The 21,882-nt window shown below is 42.7% G+C and carries 21 protein-coding genes; 3 read left to right on the forward strand and 18 right to left on the reverse strand.

The window, feature by feature from the left end; genetic code table 11:
* Positions 1 to 196: 196 nt before the first annotated feature.
* The 7 genes from ACMXYR_RS08685 to pqqA form a co-directional block, all read right to left on the reverse strand.
* Positions 197 to 2,578, reverse strand: a complete 2,382-nt coding sequence (locus tag ACMXYR_RS08685) for a TonB-dependent receptor (RefSeq protein WP_415901245.1) — start codon at positions 2,576 to 2,578, stop codon at positions 197 to 199.
* Positions 2,579 to 2,700: 122 nt separating this feature from the next.
* Entirely contained in the window at positions 2,701 to 4,599 is a 1,899-nt protein-coding gene (locus ACMXYR_RS08690) for a S9 family peptidase (protein WP_415901246.1), read from the reverse strand.
* Positions 4,600 to 4,610: 11 nt separating this feature from the next.
* Positions 4,611 to 5,789: a pyrroloquinoline quinone biosynthesis protein PqqE gene (pqqE, locus tag ACMXYR_RS08695; protein WP_415901247.1), complete on the reverse strand. Its 1,179-nt coding sequence runs from the start codon at positions 5,787 to 5,789 to the stop codon at positions 4,611 to 4,613.
* A gap of 207 nt (positions 5,790 to 5,996) precedes the next feature.
* Positions 5,997 to 6,278 carry a pyrroloquinoline quinone biosynthesis peptide chaperone PqqD gene (pqqD, locus tag ACMXYR_RS08700; protein ID WP_415901248.1) on the reverse strand — a complete coding sequence of 94 codons (282 nt, stop codon included), beginning with the start codon at positions 6,276 to 6,278 and terminating at the stop codon, positions 5,997 to 5,999.
* On the reverse strand, positions 6,271 to 7,038 hold the full coding sequence (pqqC, locus tag ACMXYR_RS08705; protein WP_415887956.1) for a pyrroloquinoline-quinone synthase PqqC: 768 nt from the start codon (positions 7,036 to 7,038) through the stop codon (positions 6,271 to 6,273). Before pqqC ends, pqqD begins: the two co-directional genes overlap by 8 nt.
* A 32-nt stretch (positions 7,039 to 7,070) precedes the next feature.
* Positions 7,071 to 7,991: a pyrroloquinoline quinone biosynthesis protein PqqB gene (gene pqqB / locus ACMXYR_RS08710; protein WP_415887955.1), complete on the reverse strand. Its 921-nt coding sequence runs from the start codon at positions 7,989 to 7,991 to the stop codon at positions 7,071 to 7,073.
* 174 nt (positions 7,992 to 8,165) lie between these two features.
* Positions 8,166 to 8,237 (reverse strand): pyrroloquinoline quinone precursor peptide PqqA, encoded by a 72-nt coding sequence (pqqA, locus tag ACMXYR_RS08715; protein ID WP_003243383.1) that lies wholly within the window; start codon positions 8,235 to 8,237, stop codon positions 8,166 to 8,168.
* Between the two features lie 237 nt (positions 8,238 to 8,474).
* Here pqqA and ACMXYR_RS08720 point away from each other — a divergent pair, with 237 nt between their 5' ends.
* Entirely contained in the window at positions 8,475 to 9,326 is an 852-nt protein-coding gene (locus tag ACMXYR_RS08720; RefSeq protein ID WP_415901249.1) for an SDR family oxidoreductase, read from the forward strand.
* Between the two features lie 83 nt (positions 9,327 to 9,409).
* On the opposite strand, the gene ACMXYR_RS08725 is transcribed toward ACMXYR_RS08720, so the two are convergent.
* The 9 genes from ACMXYR_RS08725 to ACMXYR_RS08765 form a co-directional block, all read right to left on the reverse strand.
* Positions 9,410 to 11,302, reverse strand: a complete 1,893-nt coding sequence (locus tag ACMXYR_RS08725) for a propionyl-CoA synthetase (RefSeq protein WP_415901250.1) — start codon at positions 11,300 to 11,302, stop codon at positions 9,410 to 9,412.
* 399 nt (positions 11,303 to 11,701) lie between these two features.
* Positions 11,702 to 12,724 carry a UDP-N-acetylmuramate dehydrogenase gene (gene murB, locus ACMXYR_RS08730; protein ID WP_415901251.1) on the reverse strand — a complete coding sequence of 341 codons (1,023 nt, stop codon included), beginning with the start codon at positions 12,722 to 12,724 and terminating at the stop codon, positions 11,702 to 11,704.
* Positions 12,724 to 13,194, reverse strand: a complete 471-nt coding sequence (locus tag ACMXYR_RS08735; RefSeq protein ID WP_415887951.1) for a low molecular weight protein-tyrosine-phosphatase — start codon at positions 13,192 to 13,194, stop codon at positions 12,724 to 12,726. The genes murB and ACMXYR_RS08735 overlap by 1 nt, the downstream gene beginning before the upstream one ends.
* A 12-nt stretch (positions 13,195 to 13,206) precedes the next feature.
* On the reverse strand, positions 13,207 to 13,965 hold the full coding sequence (kdsB, locus tag ACMXYR_RS08740; RefSeq protein WP_415901252.1) for a 3-deoxy-manno-octulosonate cytidylyltransferase: 759 nt from the start codon (positions 13,963 to 13,965) through the stop codon (positions 13,207 to 13,209).
* 3 nt (positions 13,966 to 13,968) lie between these two features.
* Positions 13,969 to 14,154 carry a Trm112 family protein gene (locus ACMXYR_RS08745; protein WP_415881398.1) on the reverse strand — a complete coding sequence of 62 codons (186 nt, stop codon included), beginning with the start codon at positions 14,152 to 14,154 and terminating at the stop codon, positions 13,969 to 13,971.
* On the reverse strand, positions 14,147 to 15,160 hold the full coding sequence (gene lpxK, locus ACMXYR_RS08750; RefSeq protein ID WP_415901253.1) for a tetraacyldisaccharide 4'-kinase: 1,014 nt from the start codon (positions 15,158 to 15,160) through the stop codon (positions 14,147 to 14,149). The genes ACMXYR_RS08745 and lpxK overlap by 8 nt, the downstream gene beginning before the upstream one ends.
* Entirely contained in the window at positions 15,157 to 15,576 is a 420-nt protein-coding gene (locus ACMXYR_RS08755; protein ID WP_415901254.1) for an ExbD/TolR family protein, read from the reverse strand. Before ACMXYR_RS08755 ends, lpxK begins: the two co-directional genes overlap by 4 nt.
* 14 nt (positions 15,577 to 15,590) lie before the next feature.
* Entirely contained in the window at positions 15,591 to 16,211 is a 621-nt protein-coding gene (locus ACMXYR_RS08760) for a MotA/TolQ/ExbB proton channel family protein (RefSeq protein WP_415887947.1), read from the reverse strand.
* A 40-nt stretch (positions 16,212 to 16,251) separates the two neighbouring features.
* On the reverse strand, positions 16,252 to 18,477 hold the full coding sequence (locus ACMXYR_RS08765) for a DNA internalization-related competence protein ComEC/Rec2 (protein WP_415901255.1): 2,226 nt from the start codon (positions 18,475 to 18,477) through the stop codon (positions 16,252 to 16,254).
* 97 nt (positions 18,478 to 18,574) lie between these two features.
* On the opposite strand from ACMXYR_RS08765, the gene ACMXYR_RS08770 reads away from it, so the two are divergent.
* Entirely contained in the window at positions 18,575 to 19,090 is a 516-nt protein-coding gene (locus ACMXYR_RS08770) for a DUF2062 domain-containing protein (RefSeq protein ID WP_415901256.1), read from the forward strand.
* A gap of 33 nt (positions 19,091 to 19,123) precedes the next feature.
* On the opposite strand, the gene lolD is transcribed toward ACMXYR_RS08770, so the two are convergent.
* Both lolD and ACMXYR_RS08780 read right to left on the reverse strand, forming a co-directional pair.
* Positions 19,124 to 19,813: a lipoprotein-releasing ABC transporter ATP-binding protein LolD gene (gene lolD, locus ACMXYR_RS08775; protein ID WP_415901257.1), complete on the reverse strand. Its 690-nt coding sequence runs from the start codon at positions 19,811 to 19,813 to the stop codon at positions 19,124 to 19,126.
* Positions 19,806 to 21,050, reverse strand: coding sequence for a lipoprotein-releasing ABC transporter permease subunit (locus ACMXYR_RS08780; protein WP_415901258.1), 1,245 nt, complete (start codon positions 21,048 to 21,050; stop codon positions 19,806 to 19,808). Before ACMXYR_RS08780 ends, lolD begins: the two co-directional genes overlap by 8 nt.
* A 213-nt stretch (positions 21,051 to 21,263) precedes the next feature.
* On the opposite strand from ACMXYR_RS08780, the gene ACMXYR_RS08785 reads away from it, so the two are divergent.
* Positions 21,264 to 21,845 carry a PilZ domain-containing protein gene (locus ACMXYR_RS08785; RefSeq protein ID WP_415901259.1) on the forward strand — a complete coding sequence of 194 codons (582 nt, stop codon included), beginning with the start codon at positions 21,264 to 21,266 and terminating at the stop codon, positions 21,843 to 21,845.
* The last annotated feature ends 37 nt before the right edge of the window (positions 21,846 to 21,882 follow it).

Below are 21,882 nucleotides of genomic sequence, written 5' to 3' on the forward strand. Positions count from 1 at the left end.
GAGGCTAGAAAAGTTTGCGTTATATCCAAACAAACACAACAACTTTTGAATATTTATATTACTTATTAAATCCAGCACTTGGCTTGGTGACAAATCACATATTACAGGCACAAAAAAAGCGCTGACAAATTTGCCAGCGCCTTGTTCATAAAAGGCTTTAAATTAGACATACATCAAGCACATCCAACTCAACCTATTAGAATCGAGCTCGAATACCAACTACACCCGAACGAGGCTTGCCAGGACCTACGAAACGGTGATCATCAATACCCTGATCTTCAAGCACTTCATCAGACTCACCGTATACACCAAATGTTTCATAGTCTTTATCGAATACATTATCGATACGACCGAACAGTTCAACGTTATTTGTCAGCTTATATTGACCACGTAAATTAAGGACCGCAAATGAATCAACTTTTTCATTTTCATTCGCTTCATCACCACGGTAGAACTGGCTACTTTGATAATTTACTTCAGCACCTAAATCAAACTTAGGCGTAACAGCCCAATCAGCTACAACTTTAATATTGTGCTCTGGTAGACCAGGAATTGCATCACCCTTCTCTACAGGACGAGTATCGCCTTGCGGATTGTTTGTACTCACAGAGTTGAACGGCGTTTGGAATGACGCATCCATCCATGTGTAAGAAACACCTACAGCAACATTGTCATACTTTTTATTAGCCGCTAGCTCGATACCCATACGGCGAGTCTTACCAACGTTTGCAAAGTAACCTTCAGATGCCAAGGTACCAGCGTTCTGGAAGATAATGTCATCGTGGTTCATAGTATGGAATGCGCCTGCAGACCAACCATAACCCGCACTATTTCCACGAACACCCACTTCAAAGGACTTAGCAACAACCTGCTCTAGTGGTGGATCAGATACAAAACCATTTGGAAGCTTACATGGATCTTCTGGATCAGCACAGCTCAGCTCAGCTGGAGTCGGCGCACGAGAAGATTCACTATAGCTGCCATAGTAGCTCATATGATCATTTGCTTGATAAGCCAGACCAACAGCTGGGTTCAAGCGCTTGAAGGAGTGATTACCTGTTAAATCAAGGTTTTCTTCGCCAATACCAACCATATCAATATTGGTGTAGTTATAGCGAGCAGACAGCGTTAGATCCAACTTTTCATTCAGAGCCAAAGTATCCGTAACAAAAAGACCGATATTAGTCACATCTGTCTCTAGGCGAACACTGGACTCATTATCGTAAATACCAATGCCAGTTACACCACGATCTTCACCCTCTTCGTTACGAAGGCGAGCAAACTGTGTATCAGACTCAAAATCAATCTCCGAATAGTCGATACTACCGCCAATCGTTAATTGATTTTCTTTGCCATTGAAATCATCTAGGAAAGTTAACTGCGAACCTAAGCCAAAACTTTCCATTTTGGTTTCAGAAGTATTTAGCGTTCCATCAAAAACTTCATCATCAGCAATTAGCTCAGCCTGAAGAGCGGCATCCACATCACCTAGATGCTCGTCATCATCAAAGCCTCTAAATTCTACTGCTTCTAGACCATCTTCAGCCTCACAAAGCGTAGCATTTACACTACCGCCAGCAGGTGCTGCCAATGGATTTTCATTGTTCGCATCTACGTAACATAATCCGTAATCACTATCGTCACCGTTTAAAGTTTTAACCTTGTTACGACGATAGAAAACATTACCCGCTAGCTGCGTAGTGTCATCAACCCAAGTGTCACCACTTAAAGTTAGTAGCGCAAGATTGGTTTCTGTTTGGTCTGGCTGAGTATAAATACTTTCACGACCTTCAGCTTCAAGTAGACCAATTGGCGCAGCACCATTACCAATCATTTTATTATTGTTAGCAGCCGCAGTTAGCTCAACATTATTACCATTTTCACCACGCCAAGTTAACGTTGCCAAACCTTGCTGAACTTCAGTAGGTGAATGATCTCGCCAACCATCTTCTTCGTAGTAGTTGCCGATAACGAAGTAACCGAATTTACCATCATTACCACCAGATTGAATTTCTACATTCATTCGGCCGTCATTACCGATAGAAGCTTCGATCTGATTGCCTTCATTATCAAAACCGTTTTTGGTCTTAATAGACAGAGCACCACCCAGAGTATTTTGACCAAATACTGGGTTAGAACCTGCGAAAAGATTTACAGACTGGATTGCACCTTCAGGAAGAAGATCCCAGTTTACTGTATCGCCAAACGGCTCATTGAAACGAATACCGTTAACGTAAACAGACAAACCTTGAGGCAAACCAAGCAATGGAGACGCTGTAAAACCACGATATTGAACATCAGGCTGGAACGGGTTATTCACCGCTTCGTTGATCGTAACACTGCTAAAGTTATAACGCAGGTGCTCTGCAATATTTAGAGACTGAGACCTTTCTAGATCATCAGCATTAGCAGACTGAACAGCCGCAGCAATACGATTTTTTTCAATGCCAACACCGTAGATTGGCGTATTACCAATAACAGTAACACCTTCTAATTGGGTTGCATCTTCTGCAGAAACAGCAGTGCTACATGCAGCAGCTGCCAACAATGGCAACCAATACTTTTTTTGCAAGCTCATTATCTATGAATCCTGTGAACATATTTTTCTTATCCACGCTATTTTTTCATAGAAATGTCATAAAGACCTTTATGCTGCCTACCCATAACAATGTAATATAGATGTAATACTTAAGACCCAACCTAATCCCGAAAGCTGAGACCACAGCCTGTTGAATGCAATTTCATCTCAGAACAATAAAATTCTAATTCTTTTTTTAGTACTACTTCAGCAGTATCAGCAACCCGAAATCCATGAGCCTCATCTGGAAAATAATAAGCCTCTACCTTAATTCCTCGGTTTTTCAACGCCTTTTCCATTGCACGAGTCTGCTCAGGCAACACAACCCTATCTCTCTCTCCTTGAAAGAAAATTACAGGGCAATTAATTCGATCTACATTATCCAGAGGAGCACGTTCGCGATACACAGACTCTTCAGCGATAGGATCACCAATTAACCACTGAAGATAGTTTGATTCAAACTTATGAGTACAACCATCAAGAACTAGCGGATCCGTGACCCCGTACAAACTGGCAGCTGCCGCAAAGTAATCAAGCTGATAAACCGCACTCAGCGCAGAAAAACCACCCGAGCTGTTACCACGAACAAAAACCGCCCCCTTATCAACAAGGCCCAGCTCAACCAATTCATCTATTGCTGACTGAATATCCTCGACCTCTACAACACCCCATTGATACTGAAGGCAATTGCGGTAAGTTCGACCATAGTTACTACTACCCCGATAGTTCAAATCCAATACTGAAAATCCACGCTGGGTCCAATACTGGATCTTCATATTCAAAACAGGATAAGTTGCAGCTGTTGGTCCGCCATGAAGAAACACAACAAGAGGAGTCAAAGCACTATCTACTGAATATTTAGCATTAGCTGGAGGATAAAAATAACCGAAACAAGCAGACTCCGCTTTTGAAAAGCTCATTGGCCGAGCTAGAGAGCAATCCGATTCATTTAATGGTGAACCGCCACCAGCAACAACTCTAACTTGACCAGTAACAGCATTAACCTTAACTACTGAAACAAGTTGATTCTTAGCCGCCGCTACAACACAAACCCAGCTACCAACGGCGACCAATGATTTAAAGTAATTAAAATCAGGCACTAAAGAGACACCATCAAGCATGACTTCAGCCCCTTCATGCCTATGATGAATCGAAACAACTTTTGACGAGATTTCAGCATAATGAGTTAGGCCTGACTGCCACGGCGCAGAAATCATATCGCATGATTCTGTTCCGACTGGACTTAGCTCACAGCTATTAAAATTACAGCTATAGATATTCCACCAACCAGAACGGTCAGTCACAACATACAACTCACCCTCAGGAGAAAAGTAAGGCTGAGATAGCGCCTCCTCAGAATTATGACCCGCAATAGGGATAGGCCCATCGAGCTCTGAAGACGTTAGATCAAGATAAGAAAATTGAGTTGAAGTCCACGGCTGATGCGGATGATTCCAGCTAACAAATGCAAGCACAGATCCTTGCGGATTAATCACAGGGTAGCTATAAAAATCTGCACCTTCTACTAAAACTTCTACCGAACCATCAGACAAACTGATCGTAACGATCCGATTTATAACTCCAGTCTCAGCATGAAGCTCTTGAATGGAAATCAAGCGATCTCGAGTTTCATCCCATATAGGCTCAATATATCGAGTATTTGGCTGATTAGTTATCTGAACAACATCACAAGACCCGCTAAGCCTCTGCCTGTAAATTTGTTGATCACTAGCATTAACAAACACCAACGCATCATCAAGTAGAGCCCAACCTCGGCCGCCATACTCGTAGACTTTACTTTGGACACTATAAGGAGCTGGCGTTAATTCATGATGAACACCCGGCTGAGACTCTGATTCAAAACAGATACAGCAACGACCGCCCTCATTGGGACGCTGCTCAACCCAATAAAGATCACCTTTTTTACTTAGCTGTAACTGACTATATTCAACACCAGCACTAATAGCATCAGCTTCTGATAGAGATGAAGACCAAAAACCAGGTGGATTTGAATTCGGCATGGCGATTAAAATTAACCTTTTGCAAACACCCGAGAATTACGATCATTTCGGTAGACAAAATCATCAGGATTATTCACGACTTTCTCAGCGTTTTGCCTAGCCTCAACGATCTTATGGTGATGCTCTGATTTAGAACATACAGGATCTGCATTATGCATATCACCTGTCAGCATATAAGCCTGACAATGACATCCACCAAAATCCTTATCCTTTTCATCGCAACTCCGACACGGCTCTTTCATCCAGTCATCGCCGCGGAAATAATTAAACCCAGGGCTATCATCCCAGATTTGCTGAAGACTCATCTCTTTAACATTTGGGAAATCTAGTGGCAGCATACGCGCACTATGGCATGGCAACGCCTTACCATCCGGTGTAACGGTTAGAAACACCTGCCCCCAACCATTCATGCAACCTTTAGGACGCTCTTCATAATAATCCGGCGTCACAAAAATCAGCTTTATCGGATTACCTTGAGCCGCCAATTTTTCACGGTACTCATTAGTAATACGTTCAGCTCGCTCTAGCTGCGCCTGCGTTGGCAGCAACTGCTCAACATTCTCAAAAGCCCAACCGTAGTACTGACAAGTTGCAAGCTCAACATAATCAGCTTCTAACTCTACGCAAAGCTCAATAATTTTATCAATACGATCGATATTATGACGATGAGTTACGAAGTTCAGTACCATAGGGTACCCTTGCGCCTTAACCTCTCTAGCCATTTTAAGTTTTTGCTGGAAAGCTTTTTGAGAACCCGCAACCATGTTGTTTACAGATTCATCGCTCGCCTGAAAGCTAACCTGAATATGGTCCAATCCAGCCTTATGGAATTCGGCCATTTTACGCTCATTAAGGCCAACACCTGATGTAATCAAATTAGTGTAGTAACCCATTTCATGAGCACCACCAATCAATTCAATAAGATCCTGACGCACTAATGGCTCACCGCCAGAAAAACCAAGCTGAACAGCCCCTAACCCCCTTCCTTGCTGAAATACATCAAGCCACTGCTGTGTAGTTAACTCACCGCCAAAATCAGCAAAATCCAGTGGGTTAGAACAGTAAGGGCACTGCAACGGACATTTATAAGTTAGCTCTGCTAACAACCACAAAGGGCGACCGTGAGTTTTTTCTACAGGATGACCAATATTTGGACGTGAAGGCGAGCCGTTACAAGAGGAAGAAGTCATAAAATCTTTCGCAAATTATTATTATCAACTATAGCTATCATCACTCTCGACAGCCATTTTGTGCAGACCTAAATGGTAGCAATGAACTACTACCAAAGCACCAAATAAACACACAAAAAAGATGACCTATAACAGGTAAGCAAAAGATAAATAGAGATAAATAAAGAAAGGAACCCGCCCCTTGCATACCAAGGAGCAGGTAGAGATTTAAGCTAACCAGCCCTGATTTTTCGCTTCAGCCAGGAACTCAAGGACATCGCCAGAAAGATCGCCAGCATCAGAAAATTTAGCTTCTAATTCCGCGATAATTTGAGCAGCATCACGCTCGCCATCAACAAGCGCCATAATTTCGCCCGCAGGTCCATTTAACTGAATCATTCCTTCAGGATAAAGCAGAACATAACAATCCTGCGCTTTCTCCCACTGAAAGCGAAACATATTGTTCAGCACAGGAACATCCGATGCCACAAAAACTACCGAATCAGTCATTAAACAATCCTCGGTGATAAACCTTCTGATCGGTCACTGTGTGATAAGGTGCACGCTCATACTCATAAGCCATAGTCATTGCATCCAGCATAGTCCAAAGCACATCAAGCTTGAACTGCAGGATCTCTAGCATGCGATCTTGCTGCTCACGTGTTTTGTAGTGATCAAGCGTAATATCAAGACCGTGAACCACATCACGACGTGCCTCAGTAAGACGGTTACGGAAATACTGATAGCCATCTTCCTTAATCCATGGGTAATGTCCCGGCCACGTATCCAAACGATTCTGATGGATCGTTGGCGCAAACATCTCAGTCAATGAAGAGCTTGCCGCCTCTTGCCATGTCGCACGACGTGCAAAGTTGATATATGCATCTACTGCAAAGCGAACACCCGGCAAAACATGCTCACCAGATAGAATCTCTTCACGAGTGAGACCAACAGCTTCGCCTAAACGCAACCAAGCCTCAATCCCACCTTCAGCACCTTCAAAACCATCATGATCAAGTACACGCTGCACCCAATGGCGGCGCACTTCACGGTCCGGGCAATTAGCCATGATCGCAGCATCTTTGACTGGAATACTGATCTGATAATAGAAACGGTTAGCCACCCAACCACGAATTTGCTCAGGCGTGGATTTACCTTCATACATAGCTATATGGTATGGATGCTGCGTATGATAAAAATCACCTTTAGCTCTTAGAGCCTTTTCAAATTCATCACGCGTTAAAGGCTGTTTATCTTCTGCACTACTCATTTTTTATATTAACCTCTACACACTTCCCGAAATTACAGCTCGATCGACATTCCGTCATATGAAATTTCGATACCATGAGATTCAACTTCTGCACGCTCAGGAGAATCTTCATCTAAAATCGGGTTGGTATTATTGATGTGGATGAGAATCTTACGCGGATTATCCAACGTATCTAGATACTCAATCATGCCACCCTCACCAGACTGAGGCAGATGACCCATTGCAACACCTAGCTTATCACCTACACCAGTAACGATAAGCTCATCTTCCTGCCAAATTGTACCGTCAACTAGCAGCACATCTGCAGATTCCATGTAAGCGCGCAAATGGGGCTCGATCTGACCAAGACCAGGCGCATAGAACAGTTTTTTACCCGTACGAGTGTCTTCGATTTGAATACCGATATTATCACCAGGGTGCGGGTCATCTCTATGAGGAGAATATGGAGGCGCACTACTCAGTAGTGGCACAGCAGTTAACTTAAGCTCGGGCGCTTGAGGTATAACAAAAGTATTGTCATTTTCGCCAATCGGAATGCGGTTGATATTATTACCACCATTCCAATGCTTAAGCATGTTGAAAACAGGAAAGCCTGTTGTTAGATCCTGCTCAACCATCTCTGTACACCAGATATTATGAGGACAACCCTCACGCAACATCAACAAACCTGTTGTGTGATCGATTTGGCTATCCATATATACGATTGCAGAGATACCTGTATCACGAATTGAGCGATTTGGCTGCATAGGACCAAAATTAGCCAACTGTTCACGAATATCAGGAGATGTATTGAAAAGAATCCAGTTTTCACCATCCGCACTTACAGTAATTGAAGATTGAGTGCGTGGTTTTGCATTAATAGTTCCTGCACGAACACCCGCGCAGTTTTTACAGTTACAGTTCCACTGCGGGAAACCGCCACCAGCGGCAGAGCCTAATACTTGTACTTTCATTGTTATTCTTCTACTTAATAACCGTCGACATCCTGCTGTAAAATATCAGGAAAAAGGCAGGATCGCATAAGAAAAGTTGCTTTGAAAAATCCTCGAACGGGATTTGGGTCCTTCCAAGATAAATTACCCCGACATATAGCCGGGGTAATTTAAAAATACGTAACAGCTTTGCTATTAACGGTTTGCGAAGTACATTGTAACTTCAAAACCGATACGCAAATCAGTGTAAGCAGGCTTAGTCCACATAATGCTTTTCCTCTGTTTTTTGTTATTGAAAGGTATGTACAGTCAGATAATAGGTAGGTCACGCTTTGACATGTATGGTACTTTGGAATTAATTCCGACCTTATTTAGGTTAAATGATAAAATGTATTTTTCAGGCAAAATTCACCATTAATATAAAAAACCATTAAAAATCATAAAGCTAAGCCCAAAAACAAGTTAGGATTAAAAATCAATTTACCTACTTCCTAAGAGTCATCTATGCATTCCATACTCATTACTGGCTGCTCATCTGGTATTGGATACTACTGCGCTAAAGAGCTACACGATGCCGGTTTCAAAGTCTTTGCAACAGCCCGTAAACAAGAAGATGTTGAACGCTTAACAGCAGAGGGACTGAGAAGCATAAAGTTAGACCTAAATGACAGCAATTCTATCGACGAAGCGCTTGAATCGGTCCTAAGCCAAACAGATGGCAAACTAGACGCCCTTTTCAATAACGGCGCTTATGGCCAACCAGGTGCAGTTGAAGACTTAAGCAGAGACACTTTACGCGAGCAATTCGAGACCAACTTATTTGGTACGCACGAGCTAACCTGCAAAGTTCTCAAAATCATGCGTAAGCAAAACCATGGACGCATAATTCAAAATAGCTCGGTACTGGGCATTATCACAATGCAATATCGAGGAGCATACAATGCCTCCAAATTTGCATTAGAAGGTCTGACTGACACGCTTAGACAGGAATTAGATGGTAGCAACATCCATATCAGTTTGATTGAGCCTGGCCCAATTGAAAGTCAATTTCGAACAAATGCATTTGCTGCTTTCAAGAAAAACATAGACAGGGAAAATAGCTTCCATAGAGAAACCTATAATGCTGTGGAAGCTCGACTTGCTAAAACCAACAACGATTACAGCAAGGATCCTTTCACCTTGGGGCCTGAAGCAGTGTACAAAGCACTCTATCACGCCTTAACCAATACTAAGCCACGACCTCGCTATTATGTAACTACACCCACATGGCTCTTTGGTATTCTTAAACGCTTGCTACCAACCTGTGCTCTAGACTGGATTCTCAACAAAGTTTCTAAGTCAGAAACCAAGCAATGACCCTAGATGCCCTAGCTCAAACAACAAAAAAGCCGTCTGAATATCAGACGGCTTTTTTAGTTTCTGGTGCTATCTAATTCTACTTAGATACCAACCAAACCATTTCTTTCCATTACCTCTTCCATAACAGACAAACTTGTCGGATCGTCGATAGTCGATGGAACAGCATAGTCTTCACCAGCAGAAATCTGGCGCATCAATTTACGTAAAATCTTACCAGAACGAGTTTTTGGTAAACGATCAACGACTACCGCACGCTTAAAGCAAGCCACAGCACCGATCTCTTTACGCACTAGCGCAACCAACTCAGCTTCAAGATCCGCTTCGTCAATTTCTACGCCGTTTTTAAGCAATACAAAGCCAATTGGCTGCTGACCTTTCAGTGGATCGTTTACACCAATGACAGCACATTCTGCTACAGCCTGGTGGCCCGCTACAATCTCTTCCATTTCACCGGTAGACAGACGATGGCCTGCAACGTTAATTACATCATCTGTACGACCCATGATGAAAACATAACCATCTTCATCTTTGTAGCCGCCATCGCCAGAACAGTAGTAACCCGGGTAATCTGATAGGTAGCTTGAACGATAACGCTCAAAATCACCCCAAACAGTTGGGAAACAGCTTGGTGGCAATGGAAGCTTAACAGCAATAGAGCCCTGCTCACCCGCTGGAAGCTCATTTCCTTCAGCATCTAAAATTTGCACATTGAAGCCAGAGATTGGCACTGTTGCAGAGCCAGCTTTTGGTGGCAGTGTTTCAATACCCGTCATATTACCACAGATAGCCCAACCGGTTTCAGTCTGCCACCAATGGTCGATAACTGGCTTACCTGTCGTTTCCATAGTCCAGTGATAAGTCGGCGGATCAAGACGCTCACCCGCCATAAATACTGACTGTAGATTTGAAAGGTCATAGTTTTTAACCAGTTCACCTTCTGGATCTTCTTTCTTAATTGCACGGAATGCAGTTGGAGCAGAGAAAAGCACTTTAGCTTTATACTCTTCACATACACGCCAGAATGCACCTGCATCCGGTGTACGCACAGGCTTACCTTCGTAAACAATCGTTGAGCAACCAGCCAGTAGAGGCCCATAAACAATATAAGAATGCCCTACTACCCAACCCACATCCGAAGCAGCCCAGAATACATCTCCAGCTTCTACATTGTAGATAGACTTCATTGAATACTTCATGGCCACGGCGTGACCGCCATTATCACGGACAACACCTTTTGGCTTACCTGTAGTACCCGAGGTATAAAGAATGTAAAGCGGATCAGTACCTTTTACTGGTACGCATTCAGCAGGCTCCGCTGACGCCATCGCTTCATTCCAATCAAGATCACGCCCCTCGACTAGAGAAGCCTCAACCTGCGGGCGCTGAAGAATGACACATGCATCTGGCTTGTGAGCTGATTTTTCAATAGCCTGATCAAGCATTGGCTTATATTCGATCACTTTAGCGATCTCAATACCGCAAGAAGCAGAAACAATCACTTTAGGCTCTGCATCATCGATACGAACAGCCAACTCTTGAGGCGCAAAACCACCAAATACAACAGAATGAATAGCACCTAAACGTGCCACTGCAAGCATTGCAACAACCGCTTCAGGGATCATCGGCATATAGATAACTACACGATCACCCTTTTCAACGCCTTGAGATTTAAGAACACCTGCAAATTTAGCCACCTCATCTCTTAGCTCTAGGTAACTAATCTTACGCTTCTGACCTGTAACCGGGGAATCGTAGATGATCGCTGTATTATCAGCACGACCATTTTCCACATGGTAATCCAATGCAAGATAGGCAGTATTCATCTCGCCATCAGCAAACCAACGATCAACACCGTTTTCATCTTTAGATAGAATTTTTTCAGGCGCTTTAAACCATTTCAGATCTTGCGCCTTTTCTTTCCAAAACTCTTCTGGCGCCTCTATAGACTTAGAATATTCTGCTCTATAAGTCATGCACTCTGGCCTCTTTCCCATAAGTTAACGAATTGTAGACACTGAAAGCGATTTTTATGGTTTCTTGTTATTAGCTTCCTTCTACGAGGAATTATTTGTCGAAACACTATTTATTGTAGACACTTTCTCGAATGTGTAGACACACTTTAACTGAGAATATCTCTGTTTAATCTAATACAAAAGGCTGATACGCCTATTTACAAGCACAACAAAGATCAATAAAAACTTAAAGAAATCAGTAAACACGCGGCAAACAAGGCTGATTGTCGACAATCCTGTTATTTAACACTAAAACTAAAGAATAATAACCACATACAAACCTGCAACCTAAATCGAAATGTATGCAAAGAAAAAGGCGACCCAATGGGTCGCCTTTTAAGAGATTCAAGAAAACTCAAACTAACAAGGATATATGCGAGGCTCTATATGCAGATCTATACCATACCGTTGCTTTACGGAAGCCTTTATATCTGACGCTAGGCCTAACAAACGATCGGCATCACCTTCCCCTAGATTGACCAACACTAGGGCCTGTTTATCGTATACTCCAACACCATCACCTTTATGCCCTTTCCAGCCCAACTGATCAATCAGCCAGCCTGCAGCAACTTTATGATGTTCTTCTCCCTCTGGATACCCAATAATATTTGCGAATTTAGCTTTTAGTGTGTCGAATTGTTCATTACTGATCACTGGGTTTTCGAAGAAACTACCGGCATTACCTATCACCGAAGGGACTGGAAGCTTAGTACTACGAATTTCGCAAACTGCAGTGTACACATCTAAGGCTGTTGGCTGACTAATACCCTTAGCAGCAAGGACATCAGCTAAACCACGATATGCTAGTTGTGGAGTAAAAGTACTTGTTAAAGAAAATCTAACACTCCAAATAATATAGCGACCATGTTCTGAGGATTTAAAGATACTATCCCTATATCCAAACTGACACTCTTCACGATTGATCTGAACCAGCTCTTTATTCTTTCGATCATAAGCCGTCAGACTGTGGAAGCAGTCTTTTAACTCAACCCCGTAAGCACCAATATTTTGTACAGGTGCCGCACCAACCAAACCTGGAATGAGTGCTAAGTTTTCCAGGCCATGCAGCCCCATCTCTAACAGACGACCAATAAATGAATGCCAGTTCTCACCAGCACCGACTTCGACTATTGCTTGATCACCATCATCAGCCAGCACCTTCACCCCGGTTATACCAACAGAGATAACTGCACCAGGAATTCGATCACGTAACACTAGATTACTTCCACCGCCTAAAACCAATAGAGGCCAGTTATTAGCTTCAACGTCACCTAACGCAGATTCTAATTCTTCAACGGTTTGAACCTGCGTGTAATGCTCAGCAATAACTTTGAAACCAAAACTATTATGTGTCGTAAGGTCAGCTTCGTCCTGCCAAGCCATTAACTTAATTCCTTCCTAATGTGCTGTAGAAGACCGTCTGATGCTGACTCCACAAGATCCAAAACATGCTCAAAACCGGCTTCACCATCATAGTATGGATCTGGAACATCAGCGGAGTTCATACCCGCATAATCCAAAAACAAACACAGCTTTCCTTGATAGTTAATGGGAGATATAGCTTGTAGATCCCGCAAGTTTTGAGTGTCCATAGCAAGAATATAATCAAACTGATCAAAATCAGCTGAAATTGCCTGACGAGCTCTTAAAGAGCTCAAATCATAACCACGTCGCCTAGCTGCTTTTGCAGAGCGAGAATCAGGTGGATTCCCCACGTGATAAGCAGCCGTTCCAGCCGAATCGATCTGAATATCACCAGCCAAACCTAGCTCTAAAACTTTTGCCTGAAAAACACCATGCGCGGTTGGTGAGCGACAAATATTTCCTAAACAGACAAATAGCACTTTTACCATGACAACTTACCTTTAGAACAACTTGCGCAAACGCTCTAGATCTTCTGGTGTATCTACGCCTGCCGGCGGTTGTTCATCGGCTTCAGCGACATGAATTCGAGCTCCATTCCACATAGCTCTAAGCTGCTCAAGACATTCTGTTTCTTCAATAGGAGCAGGCGGCCACTTAACAAAATCGTTAAGTAATTTCACACGGTACGCATAAATTCCTATATGTCGCTGCCACGCAAAACCTTCTGGCATAACATCACGACCAGCTTCATCTGCAAAACTATTCCGAGGCCATGGAATTGGCGCACGACTAAAATATAGCGCCATACCCCTTACATCACTAACCACTTTCACAACATTCGGATTGAGCAAACTTTCGATATCTGCGATTGGCTCACTAAGCGTAGCAATACTAGCTTCAGGTTCAGCACGAAGGTTATGTGCAACCTGATTAATGATTCGAGCAGGTACTAACGGCTCATCACCTTGTACATTTACGACAATATCGTCAGCATAATAACCTAAGTCACTAACAACCTGTTGCAGGCGATCAGTGCCAGAAGGATGATCAGATGATGTCATACACACTTCAGCACCAAATGACTGGGCTACATCAGCGATTCGCTGATCATCAGTGGCAATAAGAACTCGATCCGCTTCACTTTCGCAGGCACGTTCATACACATGCTGCACCATTGGCTTGCCGTTAAGATCAGCTAACGGCTTACCCGGAAAGCGAGTCGATGCATATCGGGCCGGTATAATGACAGAAAAGCCCATAACTTAATCCTGCTCGCGCTCTTCTGCGGTTAGCTCACGCGCTTCAGTTTCAAGCAACACAGGGATATCGTCACGAATTGGATAAGCCAACCCACTCGCTTTAGAGAAAAGCTCATTAGTGCTCTCATTGTATTCCAAAGGCGTTTTGGCTACTGGGCATACCAGAATATCCAACAACTTCTTATCCATTTTGTGTTTTACCTTTATTAGCTATAGCAATCTTTAATTTATCTAGCAGTTGCATATAAAAACTCTCTGGCAACTGCGCTTTTATTTGTAAATACCAACAGTGCGACTGAGCGAACTCAGTAACTTTTACCGCATCTTTTTCGGTCATGATCACTGGGTAGTCATCACCAAACTGAATATCCTCAACAGTATAAAACGAATGATCGGGCTTAGCATGAGGAATAACAGTTACTTTGAGTTCTTGCTCAAGCGTATTAAAAAAACGCTGAGGATTACCAATCCCTGCAACAGCATGAACTTGTTTACCACTTAATGCAGCCAATGGTATCTCTTCATCCGTTAAGCAGTTTTTAAACGCTGTAGGTTGAAGGAACATCTCTTCTATCGTTATGGCTTCAGCAATCTTACCCTTCAATCGTCCATTACTGACAATCATATCAACACTGCAAAGCCGGTCAGGCTTCTCTCTTAGCGGACCTGCAGGCATTAATGCCCTATTCCCAAGGCCACGTTCGCCATCAATAACAACAATCTCAATGTCTCGATCTAATCGGTAATGCTGTAAACCATCATCACTAATAATGAGATCACATTCGTAATTATCTAGAAGGTATTGTGCTGCGCTAGGACGGTTAGGATCGATAATAACGGGGCATTGGCAACGCTGAGCCAACATAAAAGGCTCATCACCTGATAATTCTGGTGAATCTGCTGTAGTTACATTAAAAGGAAATTGACTCGCTTTGGATTTATAGCCGCGACTTATGATGCCAGGCTTATAACCTTCTCGCTTTAATCTCTCGACCAAACTGATCGTTAAAGGGGTCTTACCTGTACCACCTACACTGATGTTGCCAACAATAATGACTGGCACAGGAGCCAACCATGCTTGTTGCAAGTCAGCGCTCTTTTTTCTATCGGTCAGAAATTTATAAAGGGAGCTGAAGGGCTTTAAGACACAAGGCGCGGGCTTTTCAGAATACCAGCGCCTTTCCAACCAACTCATTGAGCACCTGGCTCCTGAGTGGTAATACTTAACTTACTAAATCCTAGCTGCCCTGAAACATTCATAGCAGTCACAACTGCCTGATGTGGGGTTTTGGCATCCGCAGTAATAACTAATGGCATCTCTCGATCGTCACCGGCTAATTCCTGTAAAGCACGACGGAGTGTTTTCGCTTGCGTATTTACTAAGGCCTTTCCATTAACACTGTAGTGACCTTCATCAGTAATCAAGATCTCAAGCACTTCAATTTCTTTAACAACAGGCTTACCAGAAGCCTCAGGTAAATCAACATCAAGATGCGTTTCTTTGGTAAAGGTAGTAGAGACCATAAAAAAGATTAAGAGTAAAAACACCACATCAATTAATGGTGTTAGATTCACATTAACCTCTTCAACCCGTTGTCGGGGGAATTTCATGCGCTTACCTGCACCTATTCTACGTCGATGTCACGCTCACCGTGCATCACTTCAATAAGTTTTACTGTTTCCTGCTCCATAGTAATTACTAGAGAGTCAATTCGGCGTTGGAAATAGCGATGAAATATAAGCGCAGGAATAGCAATCGTTAAACCTGCCGCTGTGGTGATAAGTGCTTCTGATATACCACCAGCAAGAAGGTTTGTATTTCCTGTACCGTGGATCATAATCTCAGTAAAAACCTTGATCATGCCTATTACTGTACCTAACAACCCTAACAAAGGAGTGATCGCAGCAATGGTACCAAGTGGGTTTAAAAAACGTTCTAAATCGTGAACAACTTGACCTGCAGCTTCCTGAATGCTCTCTTTCATAATCTCTCGACCATGAGACGCATTATTTAAACCTGCCACTAAAATCTGACCGAGAGGACTACTGCGTTTTAAATCTTTTAACCTTTCAGCTGTGATATTTCGCTGCTTTATTAAAGTCCAAACTTCAGCCAAAAGCCCTGGGGGCGCAACACGGTCGGAACGCAGGGTCCAAAAGCGCTCTAAACAGATCGCCAATGCTATAACCGAGCAGATAACGATTGGAATCATTATCCAACCACCAGATTGTAAAAGCTCAAACACAGTAATTTCTCCTTTGACTGCGCGTACTCTATCACAGAGATTAAAACGATCTCCAGAATCGTTTTGCATCCTCTCTCATTGTTATTGTTTTACACCCTTTTTTTGCATCAGCAATTAGCATAATGGCCCCATCTGCTGCTGTCTCATAAGTGTTAACACCTTTATCGATAAATCTTTTTACAACTTTCGAATGAGGATGCCCAAACGCATTCGCATACCCAGCACTAAAGATTACATTTGAAGGCTTAATTGACTTAATAAACGCAGAAGATGATGAAGTCTTACTTCCATGATGTGAAGCGACCAACCAATCAATGCTTGATTCAATCTTAGGAATTAGTTCTTGTTCTTTTTTTGCACTAATATCCCCTGGTAATAATAAACTACAATGTCGCGATTCAATCATTAACACACAGGAACGATCATTAGCATTCCCTCCCTTAGAGCCAGCCAGAAACGTAAACTTAACCCCATCTATTTCCCAGTTTTTATCAGCCACACAGAACTCTGAACCCGCATACCCGAAAGAAGTGATAACTGAACCAACTTTAATGGTATCCAATATTACTGAAGCACCACCCGCATGATCATTATCACTATGACTCAAAATAAGGTGATCAATTGTATCGATATTCTCGTTTTGAAAATGAGGAAGCACAGCCCTTTCAAATGCAGTCCCTCCCGAGCGATAAGATGGCCCCGTATCGTAAAGCAGCTGATACTCCCCCACCTGCACTCTAACTGCTACCCCTTGCCCAACATCGTAAACCCAAGCCTTAAAATCAGAACTAGTTTTGTTTAAGACACTCGACCCGACTATCGCAGGCATAAGCAGCACTAAAACCACCCATAAAGGGATTGACATTCGCACCAATAATAAACACGCGACAGTCAACGCAACCAATACCAAAACTAAAAAGCTTGGTGAATCTAGCTGCCAATAACCGAATTTAATTTCCTGATTCCACTCCAACAGCCACCAAAAGATATCCGACATACCTTTAAGCAAAGGAATAAACAGATCAATACCTAAAGTCGACAGTCCTAAATGGATAAACAATATCGGAACAAGCACAGAAAAAAATGGAATTGCTATTAAATTAAAAAAAGGTGCGATCACTGAAACACCAGAAAAATAGAGCAAATATAGAGGCAACATACCGATCATCAATAGCAATTGTAAATTCAAAACCATTCTCCAACCGCGTGAGAATTGAGAGATCCAGATCAGTAATGCTACCGCTGAGAAAGAGAGCCAAAAGCCTGGCTCAAACAAAGACATTGGGTTAAAAAAAAGAACAGTTACAATCGCAATCCACCATCTCGTCCAATGATCCAAATAGAACATTCGACTACCGGTGAACAATAAAACCGCCAGCATGATAAAAGCGCGTTGCGCTGGTAAACCGACTCCAGATATCAAAAGGTAAAAAGCAGTTAAGGAGATTGCACCAATATAGGGATATTGATGCTGAAACCTGTAACCATAGAATAAAAATCCAGCCAACCGTCCAATCCACCAACCACAAAGCGCAATAAAACCAATGTGTAAGCCACTGATAACCGCAAGATGAACAGCGCCACTATGCTTTAATAAATCCCAATATTCGGCTTCCAACATCGATTTTGTGCCCGTTGTTAAAGCTTGGAATAAAGCGATCGTTTGCTGGCTATCAAACTGAGTTTGTACAGTAAGATTAATCCAGATACGGGCACGACTTATGAACGAATTTGTATCTGATAATACAATTACCGGACCGCGCACATATCCAGTTGCATCGACCCCTTTAGCTAACAACCAACGCTCATAATCAAAACCCGCTGGGTTAACTAAGCCATGAGGAGGCTTGAGCCGAACGGTAAGATCGACTCGATCTCCTAGAGCAATAGTTGAATCTGGGCCGTACCAAGAGAGACTCAGTCGCTGGAGATTTGTTTGATCATTAATGCTTAGCCCCTGAACCTCCTCAACATCCACTTTAAATCTCACAACATTATGTTGATACCGTGGTATATCAGAGACAACTCCCTGTATTTTCCAGTCTGTTCGTTTTAGTGATTCCGATAAGCGCTGATCAAGTTGCATTGCTCCCCAGAGGTTCACATATAAAAAGCCAACTAGAAAGAGGCTCAAGTGTGATGATCTAGTTTGGGGAACTAAAATCAGTAGAGGTGCGATAACTGTCACAATAGCAATAGAAAATGTCGCTGGAAGTAATTGCGGCTGCAAGAGTGCCACCGCAAAACCCACAGCAATCGCGATCATCCTTGATCTCATGCTTTAGTTTCCTTGGCTTAACTGAACGTAAGGGGCATAATAAGCCCTCAACCCGTTTGCAAGCCCATAATAAGTAAATAAGAATATGCCGCGCAAACTTATAAAAAAATACATGCCCAACGAAGACAAGCTGAAACAGCACAAACATCTTAGCTGGCTCGGCAGTCATATCCACGAACCTAACCTTTGGCACCTTAATCGGAAGTCTGTTTCTCGTGCCTTTTTAGTGGGTTTGTTTTGCGCATTTTTGCCTATCCCAATGCAGATGATCGTTGCTGCTATTCTTGCAGTCATGATCAGAAGCAATCTACCGATTTCTGTAGGTTTAGTCTGGATCACGAATCCATTAACTATGCCGCCTATATTTTATTTCACATATCTTGTCGGAGACTTCCTGATTGGAGATCCAAATCAGCAAATTGATTTTGAAATGAGTATGGAGTTCATCCAAAACAGCTTGTCCTTGGTTTGGTGGCCCCTACTGTTTGGATCTGTAATTTGCGGGATAGTCTTCGGTATTCTCGGCTATCTAACAGTGCAGGGCTTCTGGGCTTGGCACGTCAGCAAAAGCTGGAAAGATAGAGCTAAACGCACAAAGTAAGCTAATAAAAAAATTTAAAAGGGTGACAAATTGTCACCCTTTTTCAATCAATTTCCCATCAATCAACTCTAATACCCTACCCGTTTTATGGGCTAACTCAGGATCATGAGTTACAAGCGCAAAAGCTATATCATATTCTTGATTGAGATTATCAATTAGCTCCTGAACACTTTGAGCTGTCGTTCGATCTAGATTACCCGTGGGTTCATCCATCAAAACTACAGCTGGTTTTCCAATCAACGCTCGCGCAATTGCCACACGCTGCCTTTCGCCACCACTTAGTTGAGCAGGTTTATGATCTAGGCGCTCACCCAATCCTACCGACTCAAGTACAGCTTTAGCTTGCTCTTTGACCTCAGCAATAGATTGTTCTCTCATCAACAAAGGCATTGAGGCATTTTCCAAAGCGGTAAATTCAGGAAGAAGATGATGAAACTGATATACGAAACCCAAGGTTTCATTCCTAACCTTCGCACGCTTAGCTTCGGAACCCGCGTGCAGATCATAACCGTTAATGATCACATTTCCCTTGGTAGGTTTATCTAAACCGCCAAGAATATTAAGCAGCGTGCTTTTACCAGAACCGGATGAGCCGATAATGGCTAGCTGCTCACCTTTATGGAGAGCAAAGTCCAAGTCCTTTAGGACTTCAACATCTCGGCCAGCATCGCTGTAGCTTTTGGAAACCCCTGCCGCCTGCAATACAATTTCTTGATTACTCATATCGTAGCGCCTCAGCAGGATCTGTTTTGGATGCTCTCCAAGCAGGGTAAATCGTTGCAAGGAAACTAATCATGAGTGCTGTGCCTGTAATGATGCCTACGTCAGGCCATTGTAAATCAGACGGAAATTTACTGATAAAGTAGACATTCGGATCTAAGAACTGAATCGCAAAAGTTGATTCAACCCAGCCGATGATATCAGCTACATTCAGCGCTAATGTAACACCTAAAACCGTACCCATAAGGGTTCCTAAAATACCGATCACCGTGCCTTGAACCATAAAGATACGCATAATTCTGCCTGGTGTTGCACCCAAGGTTCTAAGAATTGCGACATCAGCCTTTTTGTCTGTCACAACCATGACTAAGGTGGATACAATATTGAAAGCAGCCACAAGTACGATCAGAAATAATAGAAGACCAATCATCCGCTTCTCTAGCTGAATCGCTTGGAACAGATTTCCATGTGTACGCGTCCAATCGCTAGTTCGATAGTAACCCTGAAGACCAGCAGCAATCTCTCTGACAGCTTTAGGAGCATCAAATAAGTCGTCAAATTTAAGGCGAATACCATCCACACCTTCGCCTAATCGCTTAATCTTTGCAGCATCGTTAATATGGATATAAGCCAAATTCGCATCTAACTCAGCACCCACTTCAAAAATACCAACCACAGTAAACCTTTTTAATCGCGGAACTACGCCCGCAACACTGACAGACGCTTCCGGCAAAACCAGGGTAACTTTATCACCGACGTTAACGCCTAAGTAGCGAGCCAAAAGGTTTCCTAAAACGATCCCAAATCGCTGCTGATTCAAAACATCAAGTGTTCCTGATTGGATATGGTCGCCAAGAATTGAAACGTCAGCCTCTTCAGCTGGATCAATGCCATTGATAAGCGCTCCACGAACAACACCGCGACTGGTCAACATCCCCTGCGCTTGAATGAAGGGTGCAGCAGCAATCACACGAGGGTTTTGCTCCAGCGATTCCACCAGCACAGGCCACTCTTCAATAGATTTTCCATAACCACTGATTGATGCATGCGGGACCATACCGAGAATGCGCTGTTTCAACTCTCGATCGAAACCATTCATAACTGAAAGAACAATAATTAAAGCAGCAACACCTAACATCAACCCCAGCATAGAGGCTAAAGAGATAAAGGAGATGAAATGGTTATTGCGCTTAGCTGCTGTATAACGCAATCCAATAAATATAGATAAGGGCTTAAACATGTGGCGATTAAACCACATAAAATTATGCGTGTGAAACGATAAAAGACTGAACTTTTGGGATAACAACAAGTCTTAACTCACTGTTATTAAAACAATAGTTACTATAAAAACTTTACATTTCAAACCAGTAAAACAAATCATTCATAGGTGCTTTTGTACGCATTTATTCATATACTCCAAACTATCTATGCAATATTAATTTGAGGGCAAAGCATGCAGGAACAAGATCGCCGTCAGTATTTTCGTATTGACCAACATGTTTCTTTAGAACTGAAAGTCATTTCTGAATCAGAAATTTCTGATCATCCAAACCCTACTCAGTTCGATGTTTCGCCAAACTTTTTATTATTAAGCCAGCTTCAATCGCTTGATAGCGACAGCAGTCATTTATTACGTAAGGTTGCAGAAAAAGATAGCAATATTGCGACCTTGTTAACGGTTATGCATAACAAGATTGAGCGAATTGCCCAAGCGATAGCTTCAACAGAAATGACTGTTGGTCAAAGCGCAATCCAAGAAGTCAATTTATCCGAAGGGGGCTTACAATTCAGACACAAAGAAGCCATTGAGGAAGATGCATTCTTGTCCATCAAGCTCGTGTTCCCTGATTCATGTATCGGCCTTTTACTCTACGCCCAGTGCCTGAGAAGTGATTCCATGGGCGATGGCAGCCACCTGACCAGCGTAGAGTTTATTAAAATGCCTGAGAATTGCCGCATGATTTTGGCTCGCCAAATTTTCGAAAGCCAAGCTAAACTACGCAAACAGCAAACTGAAGAACCACAAGAAGCTTAAGTAATGACCAAAGGGATCATTGCACTCACACAAGCTT

The sequence above is a fragment of the Neptuniibacter sp. QD29_5 genome (assembly GCF_047778125.1).
Taxonomy (GTDB): domain Bacteria; phylum Pseudomonadota; class Gammaproteobacteria; order Pseudomonadales; family Balneatricaceae; genus Neptuniibacter.